This is a genomic window from Azospirillum aestuarii, assembly GCF_016632405.1.
Lineage (GTDB): Bacteria > Pseudomonadota > Alphaproteobacteria > Azospirillales > Azospirillaceae > Azospirillum > Azospirillum aestuarii.
In genome coordinates, this window is sequence record NZ_JAEPIV010000002.1 from 609,503 (window position 1) to 628,920 (window position 19,418).

19 protein-coding genes are annotated in these 19,418 nt (G+C 69.1%); 10 read left to right on the plus strand and 9 right to left on the minus strand.

The annotated features are described in order from the left end of the window. Positions 1–35 precede the first annotated feature (35 nt). From JJL56_RS07520 to JJL56_RS07540, 5 genes are all read right to left on the minus strand, one after another. Positions 36–1,271 (minus strand): argininosuccinate synthase, encoded by a 1,236-nt coding sequence (locus tag JJL56_RS07520; RefSeq protein ID WP_035669763.1) that lies wholly within the window; start codon positions 1,269–1,271, stop codon positions 36–38. A gap of 78 nt (positions 1,272–1,349) precedes the next feature. Further along, positions 1,350–1,661 (minus strand): hypothetical protein, encoded by a 312-nt coding sequence (locus tag JJL56_RS07525; RefSeq protein ID WP_200484792.1) that lies wholly within the window; start codon positions 1,659–1,661, stop codon positions 1,350–1,352. After that, positions 1,661–1,897, minus strand: coding sequence for a DUF805 domain-containing protein (locus tag JJL56_RS07530; protein WP_094301545.1), 237 nt, complete (start codon positions 1,895–1,897; stop codon positions 1,661–1,663). Before JJL56_RS07530 ends, JJL56_RS07525 begins: the two co-directional genes overlap by 1 nt. A 27-nt stretch (positions 1,898–1,924) precedes the next feature. Next, on the minus strand, positions 1,925–3,094 hold the full coding sequence (gene rlmN, locus JJL56_RS07535; RefSeq protein WP_200484793.1) for a dual-specificity RNA methyltransferase RlmN: 1,170 nt from the start codon (positions 3,092–3,094) through the stop codon (positions 1,925–1,927). A gap of 78 nt (positions 3,095–3,172) precedes the next feature. Next, the gene (locus tag JJL56_RS07540) at positions 3,173–3,736 is read right to left on the minus strand and encodes an invasion associated locus B family protein (RefSeq protein WP_145623011.1); all 564 of its coding nucleotides are present in this window, start codon (positions 3,734–3,736) and stop codon (positions 3,173–3,175) included. Positions 3,737–4,128: 392 nt separating this feature from the next. Here JJL56_RS07540 and JJL56_RS07545 point away from each other — a divergent pair, with 392 nt between their 5' ends. Next, on the plus strand, positions 4,129–4,704 hold the full coding sequence (locus JJL56_RS07545; RefSeq protein WP_145623012.1) for a sigma-70 family RNA polymerase sigma factor: 576 nt from the start codon (positions 4,129–4,131) through the stop codon (positions 4,702–4,704). Further along, on the plus strand, positions 4,701–5,375 hold the full coding sequence (locus JJL56_RS07550) for a ChrR family anti-sigma-E factor (RefSeq protein ID WP_145623013.1): 675 nt from the start codon (positions 4,701–4,703) through the stop codon (positions 5,373–5,375). Before JJL56_RS07545 ends, JJL56_RS07550 begins: the two co-directional genes overlap by 4 nt. A gap of 74 nt (positions 5,376–5,449) precedes the next feature. Here the strand turns inward: JJL56_RS07550 and JJL56_RS07555 are convergent, their stop codons facing one another. Continuing rightward, positions 5,450–6,235, minus strand: coding sequence for a class I SAM-dependent methyltransferase (locus JJL56_RS07555; RefSeq protein ID WP_200484795.1), 786 nt, complete (start codon positions 6,233–6,235; stop codon positions 5,450–5,452). Positions 6,236–6,289: 54 nt separating this feature from the next. Continuing rightward, positions 6,290–6,874 carry an RNA methyltransferase gene (locus JJL56_RS07560; protein ID WP_145623014.1) on the minus strand — a complete coding sequence of 195 codons (585 nt, stop codon included), beginning with the start codon at positions 6,872–6,874 and terminating at the stop codon, positions 6,290–6,292. A 116-nt stretch (positions 6,875–6,990) separates the two neighbouring features. Here JJL56_RS07560 and JJL56_RS07565 point away from each other — a divergent pair, with 116 nt between their 5' ends. Continuing rightward, a complete protein-coding gene (locus tag JJL56_RS07565; protein WP_145623015.1) occupies positions 6,991–8,100 on the plus strand; it encodes an asparaginase in 1,110 nt (369 codons plus the stop codon). A 108-nt stretch (positions 8,101–8,208) separates the two neighbouring features. Further along, positions 8,209–9,447 (plus strand): class I SAM-dependent methyltransferase, encoded by a 1,239-nt coding sequence (locus JJL56_RS07570; RefSeq protein WP_200484796.1) that lies wholly within the window; start codon positions 8,209–8,211, stop codon positions 9,445–9,447. 105 nt (positions 9,448–9,552) lie between these two features. Here JJL56_RS07570 and JJL56_RS07575 read toward each other — a convergent pair whose 3' ends face one another. Beyond that, on the minus strand, positions 9,553–10,866 hold the full coding sequence (locus JJL56_RS07575; RefSeq protein ID WP_200484798.1) for an ammonium transporter: 1,314 nt from the start codon (positions 10,864–10,866) through the stop codon (positions 9,553–9,555). Between the two features lie 546 nt (positions 10,867–11,412). On the opposite strand from JJL56_RS07575, the gene glgC reads away from it, so the two are divergent. The 4 genes from glgC to JJL56_RS07595 all read left to right on the plus strand — a co-directional run bounded on the left by glgC (position 11,413) and on the right by JJL56_RS07595 (position 17,094). Then, the gene (gene glgC, locus JJL56_RS07580) at positions 11,413–12,684 is read left to right on the plus strand and encodes a glucose-1-phosphate adenylyltransferase (protein ID WP_145623018.1); all 1,272 of its coding nucleotides are present in this window, start codon (positions 11,413–11,415) and stop codon (positions 12,682–12,684) included. Positions 12,685–12,763: 79 nt separating this feature from the next. Next, positions 12,764–14,242: a glycogen synthase GlgA gene (glgA, locus tag JJL56_RS07585; protein WP_200484975.1), complete on the plus strand. Its 1,479-nt coding sequence runs from the start codon at positions 12,764–12,766 to the stop codon at positions 14,240–14,242. Positions 14,243–14,384: 142 nt separating this feature from the next. Next, positions 14,385–16,187 carry a translation elongation factor 4 gene (lepA, locus tag JJL56_RS07590; RefSeq protein WP_145675786.1) on the plus strand — a complete coding sequence of 601 codons (1,803 nt, stop codon included), beginning with the start codon at positions 14,385–14,387 and terminating at the stop codon, positions 16,185–16,187. Positions 16,188–16,353: 166 nt separating this feature from the next. Beyond that, on the plus strand, positions 16,354–17,094 hold the full coding sequence (locus JJL56_RS07595; protein WP_247891001.1) for an outer membrane lipoprotein: 741 nt from the start codon (positions 16,354–16,356) through the stop codon (positions 17,092–17,094). 8 nt (positions 17,095–17,102) lie between these two features. Here JJL56_RS07595 and JJL56_RS07600 read toward each other — a convergent pair whose 3' ends face one another. Next, a complete protein-coding gene (locus tag JJL56_RS07600; RefSeq protein WP_200484800.1) occupies positions 17,103–17,267 on the minus strand; it encodes a hypothetical protein in 165 nt (54 codons plus the stop codon). Between the two features lie 144 nt (positions 17,268–17,411). On the opposite strand from JJL56_RS07600, the gene JJL56_RS07605 reads away from it, so the two are divergent. Then, positions 17,412–18,332, plus strand: coding sequence for a LysR substrate-binding domain-containing protein (locus JJL56_RS07605; protein WP_200484802.1), 921 nt, complete (start codon positions 17,412–17,414; stop codon positions 18,330–18,332). A gap of 85 nt (positions 18,333–18,417) precedes the next feature. After that, positions 18,418–19,377, plus strand: coding sequence for an SH3 domain-containing protein (locus tag JJL56_RS07610; protein WP_200484804.1), 960 nt, complete (start codon positions 18,418–18,420; stop codon positions 19,375–19,377). Positions 19,378–19,418: the final 41 nt, after the last annotated feature.

Below are 19,418 nucleotides of genomic sequence, written 5' to 3' on the forward strand. Positions count from 1 at the left end.
AGCCCCCTCGTTCCACATTCAAAACGGCTTTGCGCTTACTTCACGTTCGCCCGCGCCATCGCGCCGAGGCGCAGACGGAGCGCGTTCAGCTTGATGAAGCCTTCCGCATCCTTCTGGTTGTAGACGCTGTCTTCCTCGAACGTCACGTAGTCCATGCGGTAGAGGCTGTTCGGCGACTTGCGGCCGACGACCGTGACATTGCCCTTGAACAGCTTCAGGCGGACCACGCCGTTCACCGGCTCCTGGGTCTGGTCGATCAGCGCCTGGAGCGCCAGACGCTCCGGGCTGAACCAGTAGCCGCAATAGATCAGCTCGGCGTAGCGCGGCATCAGCTCATCCTTCAGATGGCCGGCGCCGCGGTCGAGCGTGATGCTCTCCATCGCGCGGTGGGCGGCCAGCAGGATGGTGCCGCCCGGCGTCTCGTACACGCCGCGCGACTTCATGCCGACATAGCGGTTCTCGACGAGGTCGAGGCGGCCGATGCCGTTCTCGCCGCCCAGGCGGTTCAGCTCGGTCAGCAGGGCCGCCGGCGACAGGGCCTTGCCGTCGATCGCCACGGCGTCGCCGCGCTTGAACTCGACCTCGACGTAGGTCGGGGTGTCCGGGGCCTTCTCCGGGGCGACGGAGCGGGTGTACATGTCCTCGAACGGCTCGACCCACGGGTCCTCCAGCGCCTTCCCCTCGTAGGAGATGTGCAGGAGGTTGGCGTCGGTCGAATACGGGGCCTCGCCGCGCTTGTCCTTGGCGATCGGAATCTGGTTCTTCTCGGCGTAGTCGATCAGCCGGGTGCGGCTGTTCAGATCCCACTCGCGCCACGGGGCGATGATCTTGATGTCCGGGCGGAGCGCGTAGTAGCCCAGCTCGAAGCGGACTTGGTCGTTGCCCTTGCCGGTGGCGCCGTGGGCCACGGCGTCGGCGCCGACTTGGTTGGCGATCTCGATCTGGCGCTTGGCGATCAGCGGCCGCGCGATCGAGGTGCCGAGCAGGTAGGTGCCCTCATAGAGGGTGTTGGCGCGGAACATCGGGAACACGAAGTCCCGCACGAACTCTTCGCGCAGGTCGTCGATGAAGATGTTTTCCGGCTTGATGCCCAGAAGCTCGGCCTTCTTGCGCGCCGGCTCCAGCTCCTCGCCCTGACCGAGGTCGGCGGTGAAGGTCACCACCTCGCATTGATAGGTTTCCTGAAGCCACTTCAGGATCACCGAGGTGTCGAGGCCGCCCGAATAGGCGAGCACCACTTTCTTGATCTGTTTGCCGGACGCACCGCTCATGGGACTACTCACGCGGATGGGGAAAAATATCGGTGCCGGACAGTAGCCCTACGGCAGGTGCGAATCAATCGGTCCCGCTCAATCCGTCCCGGCGTCGGCCGCAACGGTGCTCTCCGTGGCGGGGCGGGCGGGCGCCCGGTCCACGAAGGGCCAGCGGATGTAGGCGTAGAGCCACATCGCCAGGATGTCCGCCCCGTTGATCAGCAGCACCAGCGCCCACAGCGGGCTGCGCCCGCCCTTGGCCAGCACCCAGCCGCCGAAGATCAGCTTCAGCATCAGCAGGATCGCCATGACGAGGTTGGCCGTCCACGGGTCGGTGGACATGATCGCCGCCCAAGGCTGCCAATAGACGGCGTTGAGCAGGGCCACGACGGAATCGAGCATCTCCATCACGCGGCCCTCCGCGCCTTGCGCGGCCGCGCCGGCCCGTCGACAAGGACCCGCGCCGGCCAGCGCCGCATCGTCAGCAGGCCCAGCACGCCGACCAGCCCGATCACCGGCACGAAGATCACCAGCGCCCACCAGGGCGAGAAGCCCGCCCGGCGGAAGATGCGCATCAGCGGCCAGACCGCCGCGGCGTTGAACAGGAACAGGATCAGGCCGGGATCGACGGCAAACTCAGGCACGGAGCACTCCCAGGGATAGGTCCGGCCTTATCCGGCCAGCGCCGCGTCCTTCTCGGCCAGCACCTTCTCGATGGCGGCGCGGTCGGCGGCGGACAGGCGGACGGACGCGCTCTTCAACTGGCCGCAGGCGGCCATGATGTCCTCGCCGCGGGTGGTGCGGACGGGGCTGGCGTAGCCGGCGTTGTTGACGATGTCGCCGAAGACCTGGATCGCCCGATCGGTCGAACGCTCGTAGGGGGCGCCCGGCCAGGGGTTGAAGGGGATCAGGTTGATCTTCGACGGGATGCCCTCCAGCAACTTCACCAGGGCGCGGGCATCCGCCGGGCTGTCGTTGACGCCCTTCAGCATCACGTATTCGAAGGTGATGCGCCGCGCGTTGTTCAGGCCGGGGTAGGTGCGGCAGGCATCCATCAGCTCCTTCAACGGATATTTCCGGTTGATCGGCATGATGATGTCGCGCAGTTCGTCGGTCACGGCGTGCAGGCTGACGGCGAGGTTGACGTTCAGCTCCTCCCCGCAGCGCTTCATGGCCGGGACGACGCCGGAGGTCGAGAGCGTGATGCGGCGCTTCGAGATCGAGATCCCGTCGCCGTCCATGACGATCTTCAGCGCCTTGGCGACGTTCTCGTAGTTAAAGAGCGGCTCCCCCATCCCCATCATGACGATGTTGGAGAGCATCCGCCCGTCCGGCGGCGCCGGCCACTCGCCCAGCGCGTCGCGGGCCAGCATGACCTGCGCCACGATTTCCGAGGCGTCGAGGTTGCGCACCAGACGCTGCGTGCCGGTGTGGCAGAAGCGGCAGGTCAGCGTGCAGCCGACCTGCGAGGAGACGCAGAGCGTGCCGCGGTCCTCCTCGGGGATGTGAACGCTCTCCACCTCCTGCCCGTCGGGCATGCGCAGCAGCCACTTGCGCGTGCCATCCACCGACTTCAGGTCGCGCACGACCGTCGGGCGGGCCACGGCGTAGCTCTCCGCCAGCTTTTCGCGCACCGGCTTGGCGAGCGTGGTCATCACCGCGAAGTCGGTGGCTCCGCGGTGGTAGATCCAGTGCCAGAGCTGGCGGGCCCGGAATTTCTCCAGGCCGGCGGACAGCATTTCGGCTTCCAGCTCGTCGCGGGACAGGCCGACAAGGTTCTTGCGCCCGTCGGCGTCAACAGCCGGCAGGGCAAAGGCAGCAGCATGGTTGGAGGCGCTCATGGCCCCCTAAATAGGGCCATGAGCGTCCGGAGTCAAAAGACGAAACGAGGAACGGGCAAGTGAAAAGAGCAGCGCTGCTCAGCGCTTCACGCCGCAGGCCTGGTTGATGGCGTCGTAAGCCTGGGCGAAGCCGTCGGTGCCGTAGGTGTCGGTGGTTTTCGTGCCGCGGGCCGAAACACCCTTCACCACCATGGACTTGCCCTTGGCGTCGCGCATCGCGGCGGTGACGGCCTTGTCGGTGTCCGCGTCGCGCGCCCAGGCGGTCTCGCCGTCGGTGAACAGCTTGAAGGACTTGCCGGCCACGTCCAGCGTGGACTCGCTGTCCTTCTTCAGGGGGTAGCCGACGACGACGCTGACGACGTCCAGCGCCTTTTCCGCCGGGCGGTGGGTGACCAGCACATAGATGTCCCCGCGCTTGGCCGCGGCGGGTTCCTTCTTCTTGGGCTGGCTGGACAGGTAGCAGACCTTGTGCCCGCCCTCGTCGAAGGCGAAGGCGTTCCAGTCCTTGAAGGTCCCCAGCAGGCGCGGGTCGGCGGCGGCGGCCGTGTTGACCGTGGCGACGGCAAGCGTGGCGGCGAGGATCGGACCGGCCAGAAGCAGAGCGGCGCCGGCGGTACGACGGATGGTGCGGATGGGCAACATCGGTTGGCGAAGGCTCGAATGGTTTCGCGGACGGGTTCGGGAGTAGGCGGACCCTACCCCAATTCGGTGAGGCTTTCCAGGGCCGCCGCCCCATCCCGGCGGCGAAGTCACGGGTTGTTCCAAAGACCGGTCCTGCAATCGATCGCTCGATTTCGCATCGAAAGCCGGTGATCCGATGGGGGGCGGGGCGCGTAGAAGGCCCATCGAACGCCGGACCGAACACCATGCCCCCCTTGGCCGCCCGACCGCATGACGGTGCACACGACACGGAGAAGCGCCAAACACGCTTTGCAGCGGGGCGCTCCGCGCACCATGTGTTGCGGGGCTTGCCGTTGTGCGCGACGCCCCCGTGCGCAAAGACGGCGCCCCCGAAGACGTGCCCGAAGGCGTGGATGCAGGATCTCGGTTCCCCAGCCGCCGGCGCCGACCGGACGTTCGAAGACCTGCTGACCGCGGTCGGGCGGGACCGCGACCGCGCGGCCTTCGCCGCCCTGTTCGGCCATTTCGCCCCGCGGCTGAAGGCCTATCTGCGCCGCCAGGGCTGCGACGAGGGTGGTGCGGAGGAGTTGGTGCAGGACGTGATGCTGTTGGTGTGGCGCCGCGCGGAGACCTATGACCCGACCCAGGCGTCCGCCGGCACCTGGGTGTTCACCATCGCCCGCAACAAGCGGATCGACGCGCTGCGGCGGGAACAGCGGCCCGAGATCGACCCCGCCGACCCCACGCTGGTGCCCGACCCGGTGGAGAGCGCCGACGACGGGGTGGCGGCGCGGGAGACCGCCGGACGCCTGAAAGCGGCGCTGAAGACCCTGCCGCCGGAGCAGGCCGACCTGCTGAGACTGGCCTATTTCGAGGACAAGCCGCACAGCCAGATCTCCGTCGAGCAGGGCATTCCGCTGGGCACCGTCAAGTCGCGCCTGCGTCTGGCCATGGAACGGCTGCGCAAGGCCATGAGGGATTCCCGATGACCGTGCCCACCCACCATCCCGGCGACACCCTGCTGATCGACTATGCCGGCGGCGCTCTGGGCGAGGCGGCGTCGCTGATCGTGGCGACCCATCTGGCGCTGTGCCCCTGCTGCCGCCTGAACGTCGCCGAGATGGAGGCGGTCGGCGGCGCCCTGCTGGAGAGCATCGAGCCGGAGGAGGTCGATCCCGCTTGCCTGGAAACGGTGCTGGCCCGGCTGGACGACCTGCCCCCCCTGCCCCGCGCGCCACGGCCGAAGCTGGTCTGCCAGCCGGCCGAGGTGCCGCTGCTGCCCGAGCCGCTGCGCCGCTACGTCGGCAACGACCTGTCGCGCCTGCCCTGGAAGCGGCTGATGCGCGGCATGGACTGCTACGACATCCCGCTGGCCTCCGGTTCCGAAAGCCGCGGCAAGGCCCGGCTGATGCGGCTGGCGAGCGGCGTCGGGCCGCCCCACCACACCCACCGGGGGATCGAGCTGACCCTGGTGCTGGACGGCGGCTTCACCGACGATCCGGGCCAGTTCGCCCGCGGCGACTTGTCCGTCGCCGACGACTCCGTGCGCCACCGCCCGGTGGCCGACGAGGAAGGCTGCCTGTGCCTGGCGGTCACCGACGCGCCGCTTCGTTTCACCGGCGCGCTGGGGCTGATCCTCAACCCCTTCGTGACGTTCTGAGCGGGACGCCCGGCCGGTCCGTGCGACGGCCGGATTTCACGGGTGCAACGTGATGGAAGCGATCGTCAATCGCATCAGTCGATGCGCACGATGTTCACCGACCCGTCCGCCCCCTTGTCGAAGCGATAGCTGCCGCCCTGCGCGGCCATCTGGTTGAAGACCTCCACCACCCGCTTCGACCGGGCCGCCTGACGGGCGTGGAGGGCCAGCAGTTCCGGATGGACGAGCCCCATGCAGGACAGCGGCAGCCCTCGCCCCCGCATGGCGGCCAGACCCGGGTTGGCGGCGATGCCATCCGGACTGGCGAAGATCACCGTGTTCTGGCGGTACCAGAATTCGACGGACGGATCGGCCCACAGGATTGGCCGCAGGATGTCGAACGCCTCGTAGCCGCGGGACAGGAACTTCCCGGCCCAATGGCTCTGCCACTGCTCGTTGATGTGGCCCTTGCCCCCCTGGCCGGGGATGGCGGCCCCGAACAGCACCACGTCGCCATGGCGGCAGAGATCGTCGACGAAGCCTTCAGCACGCTCTTCCGGCAGATGCTCGGCCACCTCCAGCGACAGGACGAGGCCGAACCGCCGCCCCAGATCGAAGGGCTGCGACAGGTCGTGGGCGCGGAAGCGGGACGGATCGATGCGCAAACGGTCGCGGCGCACATAGTCGCCGTCCACCCCCTGGATGTCCGCGATCCCCGTCTCCGCAAAGGCCCTGAGGAAGGTGGCGACCCCGCACCCGACGTCGAGGACCGAGTCCGCCCCCACCCAGCCCAGCACCAGCGGCGCGATGACCCGCGCGGAGCGGAGCGACCCTTCCTCCTGGATGTCGTAGAAGCGGTCGTCGTAGAGCGGGTCGGACATAGAACGTCTCCTTCGCGGCGTGGCGGTTCCTGGACTGTGAAGCCTCGTTCCGGATCACTCGTCGTCGCGGACGATCACCGGCTTCTGGATGCCGCGCATGCGGCGGCGGCGTTCCGGGTTGCGCATGATCTGGCGGCCGTGCTGGTGATCGCGCAGCGGCTCGGTCGGGCCGCCGACGCGCACCGGGCGTTCGGCGAAGCGGCCCAGGCTGATCATCCGGTCGTACATCACCAGGGCGCCGGCCACCCCGACGTTGATGCAGAACTTCATCGGGATCTTCACGGTGAAGTCGCAGCGCTCCAGCAGCGGTTCGGACAGGCTGCCGCGCTCCGGCCCCAGCACATAGGCGGCGCGGGTCGGGTGGCGGAAGCTGGGCAGCTCCACCGCGTCCTCGGTCAACTCCACCCCGACGAGCTGGCAATCCTTGGGCAGGGCCAGATCGGCCACCCGGTCGTAGACATAGAGCGGCAGATGCTCCGACGCGCCGGACGTGTCCACGATGTGCGCCTCGTGCAGGTCGGGCTCCGGGTCGATGGCGAAGAAGAAGGAGGCGCCGAAGGCATGGGCGGAGCGCATCAGGTTGCCGACATTGCCCGGCTTGCTGATCCGCTCCACCCCGATGGCGAAATATCCACGCATGGCTGCACAATCACTCGTAGTTTCGGCCCGCGCATAGCGCGAATCGGCCGTGATCCGGCGGGTCCGACGGTGCGACACCTTGCCTCGCGCCCCGGAGAGAGGCAAGCTCTCCACCCATGAGCCACGACCATTCCTCCTGCTGCGGCGGCCACGGTGACCACCACGGCCACGCCGACCATCACACCCCCGCCGAGGGGCACGCCGACCTCTCCGGACCGCCGGAGGCGCCGATCCTCGTCGAGGTGACGCGTGGTGGCATGGTGGAATCCGTCCATCGCGGGCGCGCCTGCATCGTCGATTCCGACGGTCGTGTGCTGGCCCAGTGGGGCGACATCCAGGCGCCGGTCTACCCGCGCTCCGCCATCAAGGCCATCCAGGCGATCCCGCTGGTCGAGACGGGCGCGCTGGACGCCTACGAGTTGGGCGACCAGGAGCTGGCGCTGGCCTGCTCCTCCCACCATGGGGAGATCCGCCACACCCGCATCGCGGAGGCTTGGATCAAGCGCATCGGCCTGACCGTGGGCGATTACGAGTGCGGGGCGCATCTGCCGACCGACACCGAGACCGCCCACGAGATGATCCGCCACGGCGAGACGCCGACCGCCTTCCACAACAACTGCTCCGGCAAGCACGCCGGCTTCCTGACCACCGCCCTGCACAGGGGCGAGCCGACCAAGGGCTACGTCCGCTTCGACCACCCGGTGCAGCAGCGCATCCTCGGCGTGATGGAGCAGATGACCGGCCAGGACCTGTCCCAGGCCCCCTGGGGTGTCGACGGCTGCGCCATCCCGACCATCGGCATCCCGCTGGGCGCCATCGCCTACGCCATGGCCCGCATCGGCGACCCCAAGGATCTCCCCGACTCCCGCGCCGAGGCGGTGGCCCGCATCCGCCGCGCCTGGCGGTCGCACCCGCACCTGATCGCCGGCAAGGACAGCTTCGACACCGGCATGATGCAGGCGGCGGGCGGGCTGGTGCTGGTCAAGGGCGGGGCCGAGGGCGTGGGCTGCGCCGTCCTGCCCAAGCAGGGCCTGGGCATCGCCCTGAAGATCGACGACGGCACCCCGCGCGCCCGCGAGGTCGCCCTGGCCGCCCTGATCCGCGCCACCAAGGTCCTGTCGGACGAGCAATGGAGGCGGGCGGGCCAGCTCATCAACCAGCCGGTGACCAACCGCAACGGCCTGGAGGTCGGCGTGGTCCGCCCGGCGGAGGCTGCGGCGGGGTAAGGCCGGAGGGTTGGGTGGGGGCCGGCGCAACCACTCCCCAACTCCCCCACCCTCCCCCGCGATGATGCTATGGTCCGGCACCCGTCCACCTGACCGGTTGCCCGATCCATGAGCATCGACACCCTGCGCGCCCAGTACGAAGCCTTCCCCTATCCCGCGCGCAACCCCGCCGACGAGAAAAAGCGCCTGATCACCGGATCGCCCAGCCATCTGGACGAGGTGAACCACAACGTCTTCGGCGGGCGCATCGACCACGCCAAGCCCCTCAGGGTGCTGGTGGCCGGCGGCGGGACCGGCGACGGGACGATCATGATCGCCCAGCAGATGGCCGACGCCGGCAATCCGGGGCGCGTCACCTATCTCGACCTCTCCGACGCCGCGCGGGACATCGCCGAGGCGCGGGCCAGGGCGCGCGGGTTGAGCAACATCGACTTCCGCCGCGGCTCCCTCCTCGACCTCGGCGGTCTGTTGGAGGAAGGGGAGCCGTTCGACTACATCGACTGCTGCGGCGTGCTGCACCATCTGGACGAGCCGGCGGCGGGCGTCCGCTCGCTGGCCGGGGCGCTGAAGCCGGGCGGCGGGATCGGGCTGATGGTCTACGCGCCGTATGGGCGCACCGGCGTCTATCCCATGCAGGCGGCGCTGCGCACCATCACGGCGGACCTGCCGCCGAAGGAGCGGGTGGCGCTGGCCCGCCGGCTGATCGAGCGCCTGCCGACGTCCAACTGGCTGCTGCGCAACCCCTTCATCAACGACCACAAACAGGCCGACGCCGACCTCTACGACCTGTTGCTGCATTCCTGCGACCGGCCCTTCACCGTGCCGGAGCTGGCGGAGCTGGCCGCGGCGGGCGGGCTGGCCATCGCCGCGCTGGTGGACCCCCACCGCTACGACCCCGCCGTCTGGGTAAAGGACCCCCGCGTGCTGAAGCGGCTGGACGGGCTGTCCCGGCTGGAGCGCGCCGCCTGGGCCGAGCAGGTCACCGGCAGCATGACCAAGCACATCGCCTATCTCGTCCGTCCCGAGGACGCGGAGGGCGCGGTCGCCCGCCCGGACGGGCCGGAGGTGGTGCCGGTGCTGCGCGACCTCGACGGTGCCGCGGTGGCCAAGGGCCTGCCCCCCGGCGGCGTGCTGGAGGCCGAGCTGATGGGCGCGGTCGTCCCCATGCCCCTGCCCCGTCTGGCCGGGCCGATCCTGGCGCGGGTGGACGGGCGGACCAGCCTGGGCGCCATCCATCAGGCGGTGGCGGAGAAGGCCGGCCCGCTGGCCTGGGACGCCTTCCTGGCGCAGTTCGCGCAGCTGTTCACGGCGCTGAACGGCGTGGGCAAGATGTATCTGCGCCGCTGAGCGCTTCACGGGTTCTGACGTCAGGGCTCCGACATGAAAAATCCGCCGCCGGGAGGCCCCGGCGGCGGAAGTTCATGGAGGAAACAACCAGGCTGCAAAGGGTGCTTAGTGGATGGTCTCGCCGTGCAGGGCGAGGTCCAGGCCGTCGCGCTCGACGTCCTCGTCGACGCGCAGGCCCATCACCACGTCGATGACCTTCAGGATGATGAAGGAACCCACCGCCGAGTAGACGACGGTGGCGAGGATGCCGTAGACCTGCGTCCAGATCTGGCCGACGTTGCCTTCCAGGGCGCCGGCGGTGCCGCCGATGGCTTCCTGGGCGAAGACGCCGGTCAGGATGGCGCCGACGATGCCGCCCACGCCGTGCACGCCGAAGGCGTCCAGCGAGTCGTCATAGCCGAGGGCGCGCTTCAGGCCGGTGGCGCCCCAGTAGCAGATCACGCCGGCGGCCAGACCGATGACCAGGGCGCCGGTCGGACCGACGAAGCCCGAGGCCGGGGTGATGGCGACCAGGCCGGCGATGGCGCCGGAGATGATGCCGAGCACCGAGGGCTTGCCCTTGGTGGCCCACTCGACCAGCAGCCAGGACATGGCGGCGGTGGCGGCGGCGATCTGCGTGACCAGCATGGCCATGCCCGCACGGCCGTCGGCGGCCACGGCGGAACCCGCGTTGAAGCCGAACCAGCCAACCCACAGCATCGAGGCGCCGATCAGGCTGAGCACCAGGTTGTGCGGAGCGAAGTTCTCGTTCGGGTAGCCCTTGCGCTTGCCCAGCACGATGGCGGCGACCAGACCGGCCACACCCGCGTTGATGTGCACGACGGTGCCGCCGGCGTAGTCGAGCACGCCGTCACCCATCAGATAACCGCCCGGACCCCAGACCCAGTGGGTGATCGGCGCGTAGACGATCAGCGACCACAGGCCCGTGAAGACCAGCATCGAGGAGAACTTCATGCGGTCGGCGAAGGCGCCGGTGATCAGGGCCGGCGTGATGATGGCGAAGGTCATCTGGAAGACGACGAAGATCGTCTCGGGAATGACGCCCGACAGGCTGTCCTTGGTGATCCCGGCCAGCATGAACTTGGACAGGCTGCCGAAATACGGGGTGCCTTCGGTGAAGGCGATGCTGTAACCGGCGAAGAACCACAGGATGCTGACCAGGCAGCAGATCGCGAAGCTCTGCATCACGACCGACAGCACGTTCATCTTGCGGACCATGCCGCCGTAGAACAGGGCCAGACCGGGGATGGTCATGAACAGGACCAGCGCGGTGGCGACCAGCATCCAAGCCGTGTCGCCGCTGCTCAGGGTGGGCTCGGCCGCGGCGGCCGCATCCTGGGCCAGGGCGGCGGCAGGCAGACCGGCCAAGCCCAGAATCGCCGCCATCATCGGCGCGGCGAGAGTGAAGAGACGGCTCATCGAGGCTCCTCTTTATTCGAATGCTTCTGGCCCGGTTCGCCCCGTCCCCGGTACAGACGGGGCGGCGGAAAGGGGCCGTGTAGGCCGATTTGTCTTCAAGAAGCGTGCCAACCCAAAAGGGCTAGGAATCGCGGTGGTTGCGGCCTTTCGGATGACCGCAAAGCAGCATAGGCCCCGAGTCGCGGACCTTGAATGCTCAGAAATTGAGCAGAATGTTGCCTCTGTCGATGCCCCGCATTCTGGCGGGATTCGCCCGTGGATTGTGGACCGGTTGCCGTCCCCTCAGGCTCCGCACGCCCGTTTCCCGCGCGCTTGCCTGTTTCTTGTGCACAAAACTGCGTCCGAATTCCGCACAACCCTTGGGCAGACCCCCTATTTCCGGCCTGTTCCCCTCGGCCTATTGGCCCGCCCCGGTGAAATGTGGCACGGTCACGCTCTCTACCGGCGGGACTGGCGGGACCGCGGACAAGCGGCCCCCGCCCAGGCGTCTCCGCCGGACGCTTCCGGATGGCCGACGGCAAAAAAGAGAACCGAAAGGGGAGACAAATGCTCGACAAACGGGATCTGCGGCTGGCGCCGCGCCGCGCTGTGGCCCTCGTCCTGGCCGGTGGCCGGGGCAGCCGGCTGAAGCAGCTGACCGACCGTCGCGCCAAGCCCGCCACCTATTTCGGGGGCAAGTTCCGGATCATCGACTTCGCGCTGTCGAACTGCATCAACTCGGGCTTCCGCCGCATCGGCGTGCTGACGCAGTACAAGTCGCACAGCCTGCTGCGCCACCTGCAGCGCGGCTGGAACTTCTTCCGCGGCGAGATGAACGAGTTCTGCGACCTGCTGCCGGCGCAGCAGCGCATCAGCGAGACCGCCTGGTACCAGGGCACCGCCGACGCGGTGTACCAGAATCTGGACATCCTGCGCGACCACGAGCCGGAATACATCCTGATCCTGGCCGGCGACCACATCTACAAGATGGATTACGGCGCGCTGCTGCTCGATCACATCGCCAAGAAGGCCGACGTGACGATCCCCTGCATCCAGGTGCCGCGCGCCCAGGCCACCGGCTTCGGCGTGATGCATGTGGACGAGACGCAGCGTGTCATCGACTTCGTCGAGAAGCCCGCCGACCCGCCGCCGATGCCGGGCAACCCGGACAAGTCGCTGGCCAGCATGGGCATCTACGTCTTCAACGCGCAGTTCCTCTACGACCAGCTGGAGCGCGACTTCAACGAGCCGGGCTCGTCCCGCGACTTCGGCAAGGACATCATCCCCCATCTGGTGACGAGCGGGGCGCGGGTGATGGCCCACGACTTCGCCGACTCGGTGATCCTGAACGGCCATGAGTCCGAGCCCTACTGGCGCGACGTCGGCACCATCGACGCTTACTGGGAGGCCAACCTCGACCTCTGCCACGTGACGCCGCAGCTCAACATGTACGACCGCGAGTGGCCGATCTTCACCTACCAGGAGCAGCTGCCCCCGGCGAAATTCGTCTTCGACGACGAGAACCGGCGCGGCATGGCGGTGGACAGCCTGGTGTCGGGCGGCTGCATCGTTTCCGGCTCGCTGGTGAAGAACTCGCTGCTGTTCAGCGAGGTGCGCGTCAACTCCTTCAGCGAGCTGCATCAGGCGGTGGTGCTGCCGGACGTCGACATCGGCCGCCATTGCCGTCTGACCAAGGTGGTGATCGACCGCGGCGTGGTGATCCCCGAGGGGTTGGTCGTCGGCGAAGACCCGGAACTGGACGCCAAGCGCTTCCACCGCAGCGAGGGCGGCGTCTGCCTGATCACCCAGGACATGATCGACCGCCTGCCCAAGGACTGACCCTTCCCATCCCCCTTCGCCCCCCTGGGGCGAGGGGTTGGTGAGCAAGACCAAGAAGAAACCGAAAGACCCCGCCTCCATGCGCGTCCTGTTCGTCACGCCGGAATGCTATCCCCTGGTGAAGACCGGCGGGCTGGCCGACGTTTCCGCCGCCCTGCCCCCCGCCCTGAACCGCGCCGGAGCCGAGGTCCGCCTGCTGCTGCCCGGCTATCCGGCGGTGCTGAACGGGCTGACCGACCTGCAGCCGGTCGGCAAGCCCCTGACTGATCTGCCCGGCGGCGCCCCGGCGACGCTGCGGATCGGACGGATGCCGGACGGGGTGCTGGCCTATGTTCTGGACGCGCCGACGCTCTACGACCGCCCCGGCAACCCCTATCTGGGGCCGGACGGCAAGGACTGGCCCGACAACGCGGAACGCTTCGCCGCCCTGTCCTGGTGCGCGGCGGGCTTCGCGGCGGAGGACGGCCTCGATCCCTGGTGGCGTCCCGACGTGCTGCATGGGCACGACTGGCAGACCGGCCTGATCCCGGCCTATCTGGAGTTGCGCCCCGACCGCTTCGCCGGGCCGTTCCGGCCGGGCACGGTGACGACGATCCACAACATCGCCTACCAGGGCCTGTTCGGCGCCTGGATGATGAGCGACCTCGGCCTGCCGTCGGCCGCCTTCCGGATCGACGGGGTGGAGTATTACGGCGGCGTCGGCTTCCTCAAGGCCGGCTGCTTCTACTCCGACCGCCTGACCACGGTCAGCCCGACCTACGCCCACGAGATCCAGACGGCGGAGCACGGCGCGGGCCTGGAAGGGCTGCTCGCCACGCGGGCCGAGGCGCTGACCGGCATCCTCAACGGCGTAGACTATGAAATCTGGGACCCCGCCGCCGACCCGCACATCGCCGCCCGCTACGGCGCCGCGGACCTCGGCGGCAAGGACCTGTGCAAGGCCGACCTCCAGGCGACCTTCGGTCTGGACCGCCGGGCGGACGCCCCGCTGGCCGCGGTGGTCAGCCGCCTGACCGGCCATAAGGGGCTGGACCTGGTGCTGGAGGCGGCGTCGCAGTGGATCGCCTGGGGTGGCCAGCTCGCCGTTCTGGGCAGCGGCGAACCGGCGCTGGAGGCCGGCTTCCGCCACCTCGCCACTTGGTACCCGAAGTCGGTCGGCGTGCGCATCGGCTATGACGAGGCGCTGTCCCACCGCATCCAGGCCGGCGCCGACCTGTTCCTGGTGCCCTCGCGGTCGGAGCCCTGCGGCCTGACACAGATGTACGCGCTTAAGTACGGCACCCTGCCGCTGGTCCGCCGCACCGGGGGCCTCGCCGACACCATCGTGGACGCCAACCCGGCGGCGGTGAACGACGGCAGCGCGACCGGCTTCCAGTTCGTCAACGCCAACGTCCAGGAGCTGACCTGGGCGCTGCGCCGCGCCGCCACCCTCTACCGCAAGCCGGAGCGCTGGCACGCCATGCAGCAGCACGCGATGACCCGCGACTTCGGCTGGCATGGTCCGGCGGAGGAGTACATGGAGCTTTACCGAGCGGTGGCGCCGGTTCTGGTGGCGTAAAGGAGCGCGGGGCCGCCCCCCGCGTTTCCCGCGAAAGGAGTGGAACGGGGATGGGGCCTTTCCTTAGGGCCTGTCCACGCCGCCATTGCGCGCATCGTCCGTCCGCCCTATGTTCCGCCCCAAACCAGGGCTCCGGGCACCGATGACTGACCTTTCGCACATCCGCAATTTCTCGATCATCGCGCACATCGACCACGGCAAGTCGACCCTTGCCGACCGGCTGATCCAGCAGTGCGGCGGCCTCGATTCGCGCGAGATGCGCGAACAGGTGCTCGACAGCATGGACATCGAGCGCGAGCGCGGCATCACCATCAAGGCGCAGACCGTCCGCCTGCTCTACAAGGCCAAGGACGGGCAGCAGTACACGCTGAACCTGATGGATACGCCGGGCCACGTCGATTTCGCCTACGAGGTCAGCCGCAGCCTCGCCGCCTGCGAGGGCTCGATCCTGGTGGTGGACGCGAGCCAAGGCGTTGAGGCGCAGACGCTCGCCAACGTCTATCAGGCGATCGACAACAACCACGAGATCATCCCGGTCCTCAACAAGATCGACCTGCCGGCGGCGGAGCCCGACCGCGTGAAGCAGCAGATCGAGGACGTGATCGGCCTGGACGCCACCGACGCCGTGGAGATCTCGGCCAAGACCGGCCTGAACATCGACGCCGTGCTGGAAGCCGTGGTGCAGCGCCTGCCCGCGCCCAAGGGCAACGCCGACGGCGAGTTGAAGGCCCTGCTGGTCGACAGCTGGTACGACCCGTATCTCGGCGTGGTCATCCTGGTGCGCGTGGTGGACGGGCGGCTGAAGGTGAACCAGAAGGTCCGCTTCATGGCCGCCGGCAGCGCGCACGAGGTGGACCGCGTCGGCGTCTTCACCCCGAAGGCGCTGCTGACCGGCGAGCTGGGGCCGGGCGAGATGGGCTTCATCACCGCCGCCATCAAGGACATCACGCTGACCAAGGTCGGCGACACCATCACCGAGGACCGCCGCCCGGCGGCGGAGCCGCTGGCCGGCTTCAAGCCCTCCATCCCCGTGGTGTGGTGCGGCCTGTTCCCGGTCGACGCCGCCGATTTCGAGCGGCTGCGCGACAGCCTGGGCAAGCTGAAGCTGAACGACTCCAGCTTCCATTACGAGGCCGAAACGTCGGCGGCGCTGGGCTTCGGCTTCCGCTGCGGCTTCCTCGGCCTGCTGCATCTGGAGATCATCCAGGAGCGGCTGGAGCGCGAGTTCAACCTGGACCTGATCACCACGGCGCCGTCGGTGGTCTACAAGCTGCACATGACCGACGGCACGGTGATGGATCTGCACAACCCGGCGGACATGCCGGACGTGATGAAGATCGACCGCATCGACGAGCCGTGGATCAAGGCCACCATCATGCTGCCCGACGAGTATCTGGGCGGCATCCTCCAGCTCTGCACCGAGCGGCGCGGCCAGCAGATCGAGCTGACCTACGCCGGCGCCCGCGCCATGCTGGTCTACCGGCTGCCGCTGAACGAGGTGGTCTTCGACTTCTACGACCGGCTGAAGTCGATCAGCCGCGGCTACGCCAGCTTCGACTACCAGATGGACAGCTACGAGGAAGGCGACCTCGTGAAGATGTCGATCCTGGTGAACGCCGAGCCGGTGGACGCCCTGTCGATGATCGTCCACCGCTCCCAGTCGGAGCGGCGCGGCCGCCAGCTCTGCGAGCGGCTGAAGGAGCTGATCCCGCGCCAGCTCTTCAAGATCGCCGTGCAGGCGGCCATCGGCGGCAAGATCATCGCCCGCGAGAGCATCGGCGCGCTGCGCAAGGACGTGACGGCCAAGTGCTACGGCGGCGACATCAGCCGCAAGCGCAAGCTGCTGGACAAGCAGAAGGAAGGCAAGAAGCGCATGCGCCAGTTCGGGCAGGTCGAAATCCCGCAGAGCGCCTTCATCGCCGCCCTCAAGATGGGCGACGAATAAGCGGCGGCCTCGCGGCGGCATGACGGAAGGCGGGTCTGACGAGGCCCGCTTTCTTTTTGTCCGCCCGGCGCGGCGGATCAGCAGCCCAGAGCCCACAAAAAGTCGAATGACTCCCCGCGCGGAATCGCCTATCACCGCGATCAGGCTTCCAAACGGATGATGTCCCGTGACGCGCACTATCATGTTCGGCCTGCCCGCCGCCGCGATCGTCGTCGGCATCCTTGCAGGCTGCACCCCGAACTACTCGCCCAACACCTACGCCGCCACCGCGACCCAGCAGGCGAACAAGGTGGAGCGGGCGGTCGTCATCGGGTTCCGTCAGGTCAAGATCAGCACCAGCGGCACCGTCGGCGCCGTCACCGGCGGGGCTGCGGGCGGCGTGCTGGGCTCGCAGTCCGGCACCTTCGGCATCAACGCGGCGCTGGGCGCGGTCGGCGGCACGGCCATCGGCGGGCTGATCGGCACCTCGATCGAGCATGTGACCGGCGACACCACGGGCTGGGAATACATCGTCCGCAAGCCGGACGGCGAGCTTCTGTCGGTCACCCAGCGGGAAGAGAAGCCCATCGAGATCGGGCAGAAGGTTCTGGTCATCGCCGGCAACCAAGCCCGCATCGTCGCCGACTATTCGACGGACCCGGAGCCCGCTCCCGCCCTGAAGGACGTGGCGAAGGACGCCCCGAAGGACGCCAAGCCCGCCGAGACAATCGAGGCGAAGGAGCTTCCCGCCCCGCCCCCCGCGGAGGCCCCCGTGGAAGCACCGGCGGAAGCTCCGGCGGCCTCGGCTCCCGACAGCGGCGGGCCGGCGCCCATCCGCCTCACCCCGCCAGCAACGCCGGCTCCCGAGCCTACGCCGGCCGCCGAGGCCCCGGCGGACAAGCCCGCCGACGGCGCGCCCGCCACCTGACCCAGCGCTCACACCACCAGAATCGTCAGCAGCAGCACAGGCAGAGCCGGCATCCGCGGCAGCCGGAAGCGCCACGGCGTCGGCACTGCCACCGCCACCGGGCGGCACTCCTTCTCGCGGTCCAGCCGTCCGGCCGCCAGAACCACCGTCGTCATCGCGTCGAACACGCCCATCGCTCCGTCCTCCCAAGATTGGAGGGCACCCTGCGCCCGCAGGAAAAATCTTGGAAACGAATAGGCTTTATGAGGATCATCACAGATCGTGATGGTCCTTTCGCGCGTTGAACCCGCGCGCCCCCTCTGTTTGAATGCGTGACCATGCCGGCCAACCTCGACACCGACCTTCTGCGCGCCTTCGTCGCCGTCGCCGACGCGCGCAGCTTCACCCGTGCCGGCGACACGCTGGGCCGCACCCAGGCCGCCGTCAGCCAGCAGGTCCGCCGGCTTGAGGAGGTGGTGGGCACCCGCGTCTTCCAGCGCGACACCAAGAGCGTCCACCTGACCGAGCAGGGCGAGCTTCTGCTGACCTACGCCCGGCGGATGCTGACCCTGAACGACGAGGCGCTGGCCCTGATGCGCCGGCCCGCCACGCTGGCCAGCGTGCGCATCGGCACGCCGGACGATTACGCCACCATGCTGCTGCCCGGCGTGCTGGCCCGCTTCGCCGCCGCCTATCCCGACGTGCCGGTCGAGGTGATCTGCGACAACAGCCCCGATCTGGTGGCGGAGATCGACAAGGGCCGCTACGACCTCGCCTTGGTCACCCGCCACCCCGACAGCCGCAGCGGCGAGTTGGTCCGGCGGGAGCCGGTGGCCTGGGTCGCCCCGCCACGCTCTCCGGCGCCCGACGCCACACCCATCGAGCGCGAGGACCCGCTGCCGCTGGCCCTGTTCCCCAAGGGCTGCGTGGTGCGCGACCTCGCCGTGGCGGCGCTGGAGGGTATTGGGCGCGGCTGGCGCGTCGCCTTCATCAGCAAGAGCGTCGTGGCGGTGCACGGCGCCGTGCTGGGCGGGCTGGGCGTCACCGCCATGGAGAAATGCACCGTCCCGCCCAGCCTGCGCCGGCTGACCGCCGCCGACGGCTTCCCCGACCTGCCGGACATCGACATCGCGCTGCACCGCGCCCCCGGCATGGCCGCCAAGCCGGTCCGCCTGCTGGCCGAGGCCATCCACGATCTGGTGGGCGGGGAGCGGGGCGGACGGGCAGCGGGCGGGCTGACCGGCATTGCCGTTCCGTGACATCCGCACCGGCGCGCACGCGCCGGGTTGCCCCGGCGGGCCGGACCGATGCAAAATGGCCCCTCCTCCATGGGGGCCAACCGCCGTGCGCACGCGTTCCACCACCGCCTTCCGCGCCCTGGCGCTGCGGCTGATCCTGGCCACGGCGACGATGTGGTTCGCCCCGGACGCTGCCCTGGCGCAGAGCCCCGTCGCCATCGGCGCGCCGCTGACCGGCGAGGTGGTCCTGAACCGCGACATCGAGGTGCGCATCGGTCCCAACGCCGACGCCCGGATCATCCAGACCCTGCCGCGCGGCAAGGCGCTGAACGCGCTGGGCACGCCGCGCGGCACCAGCTGGACGGAGGTCGCCATCGGCGGCCAGCCCATCGGCTACGTGCCCTCCGACTCGCTGGACCCGGCGTTGATGGTGTCGCGCTCCATCACCGCCGCCATGGGTGCCACCGCCGCCGGGGCCAACGCCGGTGGGGCGCCCCCCTCGACCGGCAAGCCGCCGGTCATCCACCGCAGCGCCGCCGTGGTGCCGCGCAGCGCCTGGGAAATCGCCGCCCAGGTGCCGGCCCAGGGCTATGTCGTCGCGGCGGACGCCATCAAGGCGACGGAGATCCTCGACAACAAGAAGCGGCGGAGCTTCACCCTGCGCAAGGGCGACGTGGTCAGCCTGATCGATTCCGCGAACGGGCGGGTGACGCTGGGCATGCCCGGCCGGACGCGGGCGGTCGCCACGGCGGAGGGGCTGATCGGGGTGGTCGCCCCCTACCCGCTGCCCGGCATGCCGCCGATCGAGCCGGGGGCGCTGTTCGCCGCGCGGCTCGGCGAATATGTCAGCCACGCCGAGGGGCTGCGCGCCTGGCAGGAGTTCACCTACGGACCCGGAACGGCCTACCGCGACCTGCCGCCGATGGTCTGGCCGGTCTTCCGCGGCGCCCGCACCATCTACCAGATGGGCGTCGGACCCTTCACCCGGACCCAGGTGGACAACGTCTGCGGCGCGCTGGCGCAGCGCTCCATGGACTGCTGGGTGATCGAGCTGGAAACCTTCTGATCCCCACGCCGCTTTCCACCAAGCGAAACAGTCCCTGCGCT

Excerpts from the sequence above, each read along its gene's own strand:
- JJL56_RS07520 (WP_035669763.1), bottom strand. The coding sequence starts at position 1,271 with ATGAGCGGTGCGTCCGGCAAACAGATCAAGAAAGTGGTGCTCGCCTAT.
- JJL56_RS07525 (WP_200484792.1), bottom strand. The coding sequence starts at position 1,661 with ATGGAGATGCTCGATTCCGTCGTGGCCCTGCTCAACGCCGTCTATTGG.
- rlmN (WP_200484793.1), bottom strand. The coding sequence starts at position 3,094 with ATGAGCGCCTCCAACCATGCTGCTGCCTTTGCCCTGCCGGCTGTTGAC.
- JJL56_RS07540 (WP_145623011.1), bottom strand. The coding sequence starts at position 3,736 with ATGTTGCCCATCCGCACCATCCGTCGTACCGCCGGCGCCGCTCTGCTT.
- JJL56_RS07545 (WP_145623012.1), top strand. The coding sequence starts at position 4,129 with ATGCAGGATCTCGGTTCCCCAGCCGCCGGCGCCGACCGGACGTTCGAA.
- JJL56_RS07550 (WP_145623013.1), top strand. The coding sequence starts at position 4,701 with ATGACCGTGCCCACCCACCATCCCGGCGACACCCTGCTGATCGACTAT.
- JJL56_RS07555 (WP_200484795.1), bottom strand. The coding sequence starts at position 6,235 with ATGTCCGACCCGCTCTACGACGACCGCTTCTACGACATCCAGGAGGAA.
- JJL56_RS07560 (WP_145623014.1), bottom strand. The coding sequence starts at position 6,874 with ATGCGTGGATATTTCGCCATCGGGGTGGAGCGGATCAGCAAGCCGGGC.
- JJL56_RS07565 (WP_145623015.1), top strand. The coding sequence starts at position 6,991 with ATGAGCCACGACCATTCCTCCTGCTGCGGCGGCCACGGTGACCACCAC.
- JJL56_RS07570 (WP_200484796.1), top strand. The coding sequence starts at position 8,209 with ATGAGCATCGACACCCTGCGCGCCCAGTACGAAGCCTTCCCCTATCCC.
- JJL56_RS07575 (WP_200484798.1), bottom strand. The coding sequence starts at position 10,866 with ATGAGCCGTCTCTTCACTCTCGCCGCGCCGATGATGGCGGCGATTCTG.
- glgC (WP_145623018.1), top strand. The coding sequence starts at position 11,413 with ATGCTCGACAAACGGGATCTGCGGCTGGCGCCGCGCCGCGCTGTGGCC.
- glgA (WP_200484975.1), top strand. The coding sequence starts at position 12,764 with ATGCGCGTCCTGTTCGTCACGCCGGAATGCTATCCCCTGGTGAAGACC.
- lepA (WP_145675786.1), top strand. The coding sequence starts at position 14,385 with ATGACTGACCTTTCGCACATCCGCAATTTCTCGATCATCGCGCACATC.
- JJL56_RS07600 (WP_200484800.1), bottom strand. The coding sequence starts at position 17,267 with ATGGGCGTGTTCGACGCGATGACGACGGTGGTTCTGGCGGCCGGACGG.
- JJL56_RS07605 (WP_200484802.1), top strand. The coding sequence starts at position 17,412 with ATGCCGGCCAACCTCGACACCGACCTTCTGCGCGCCTTCGTCGCCGTC.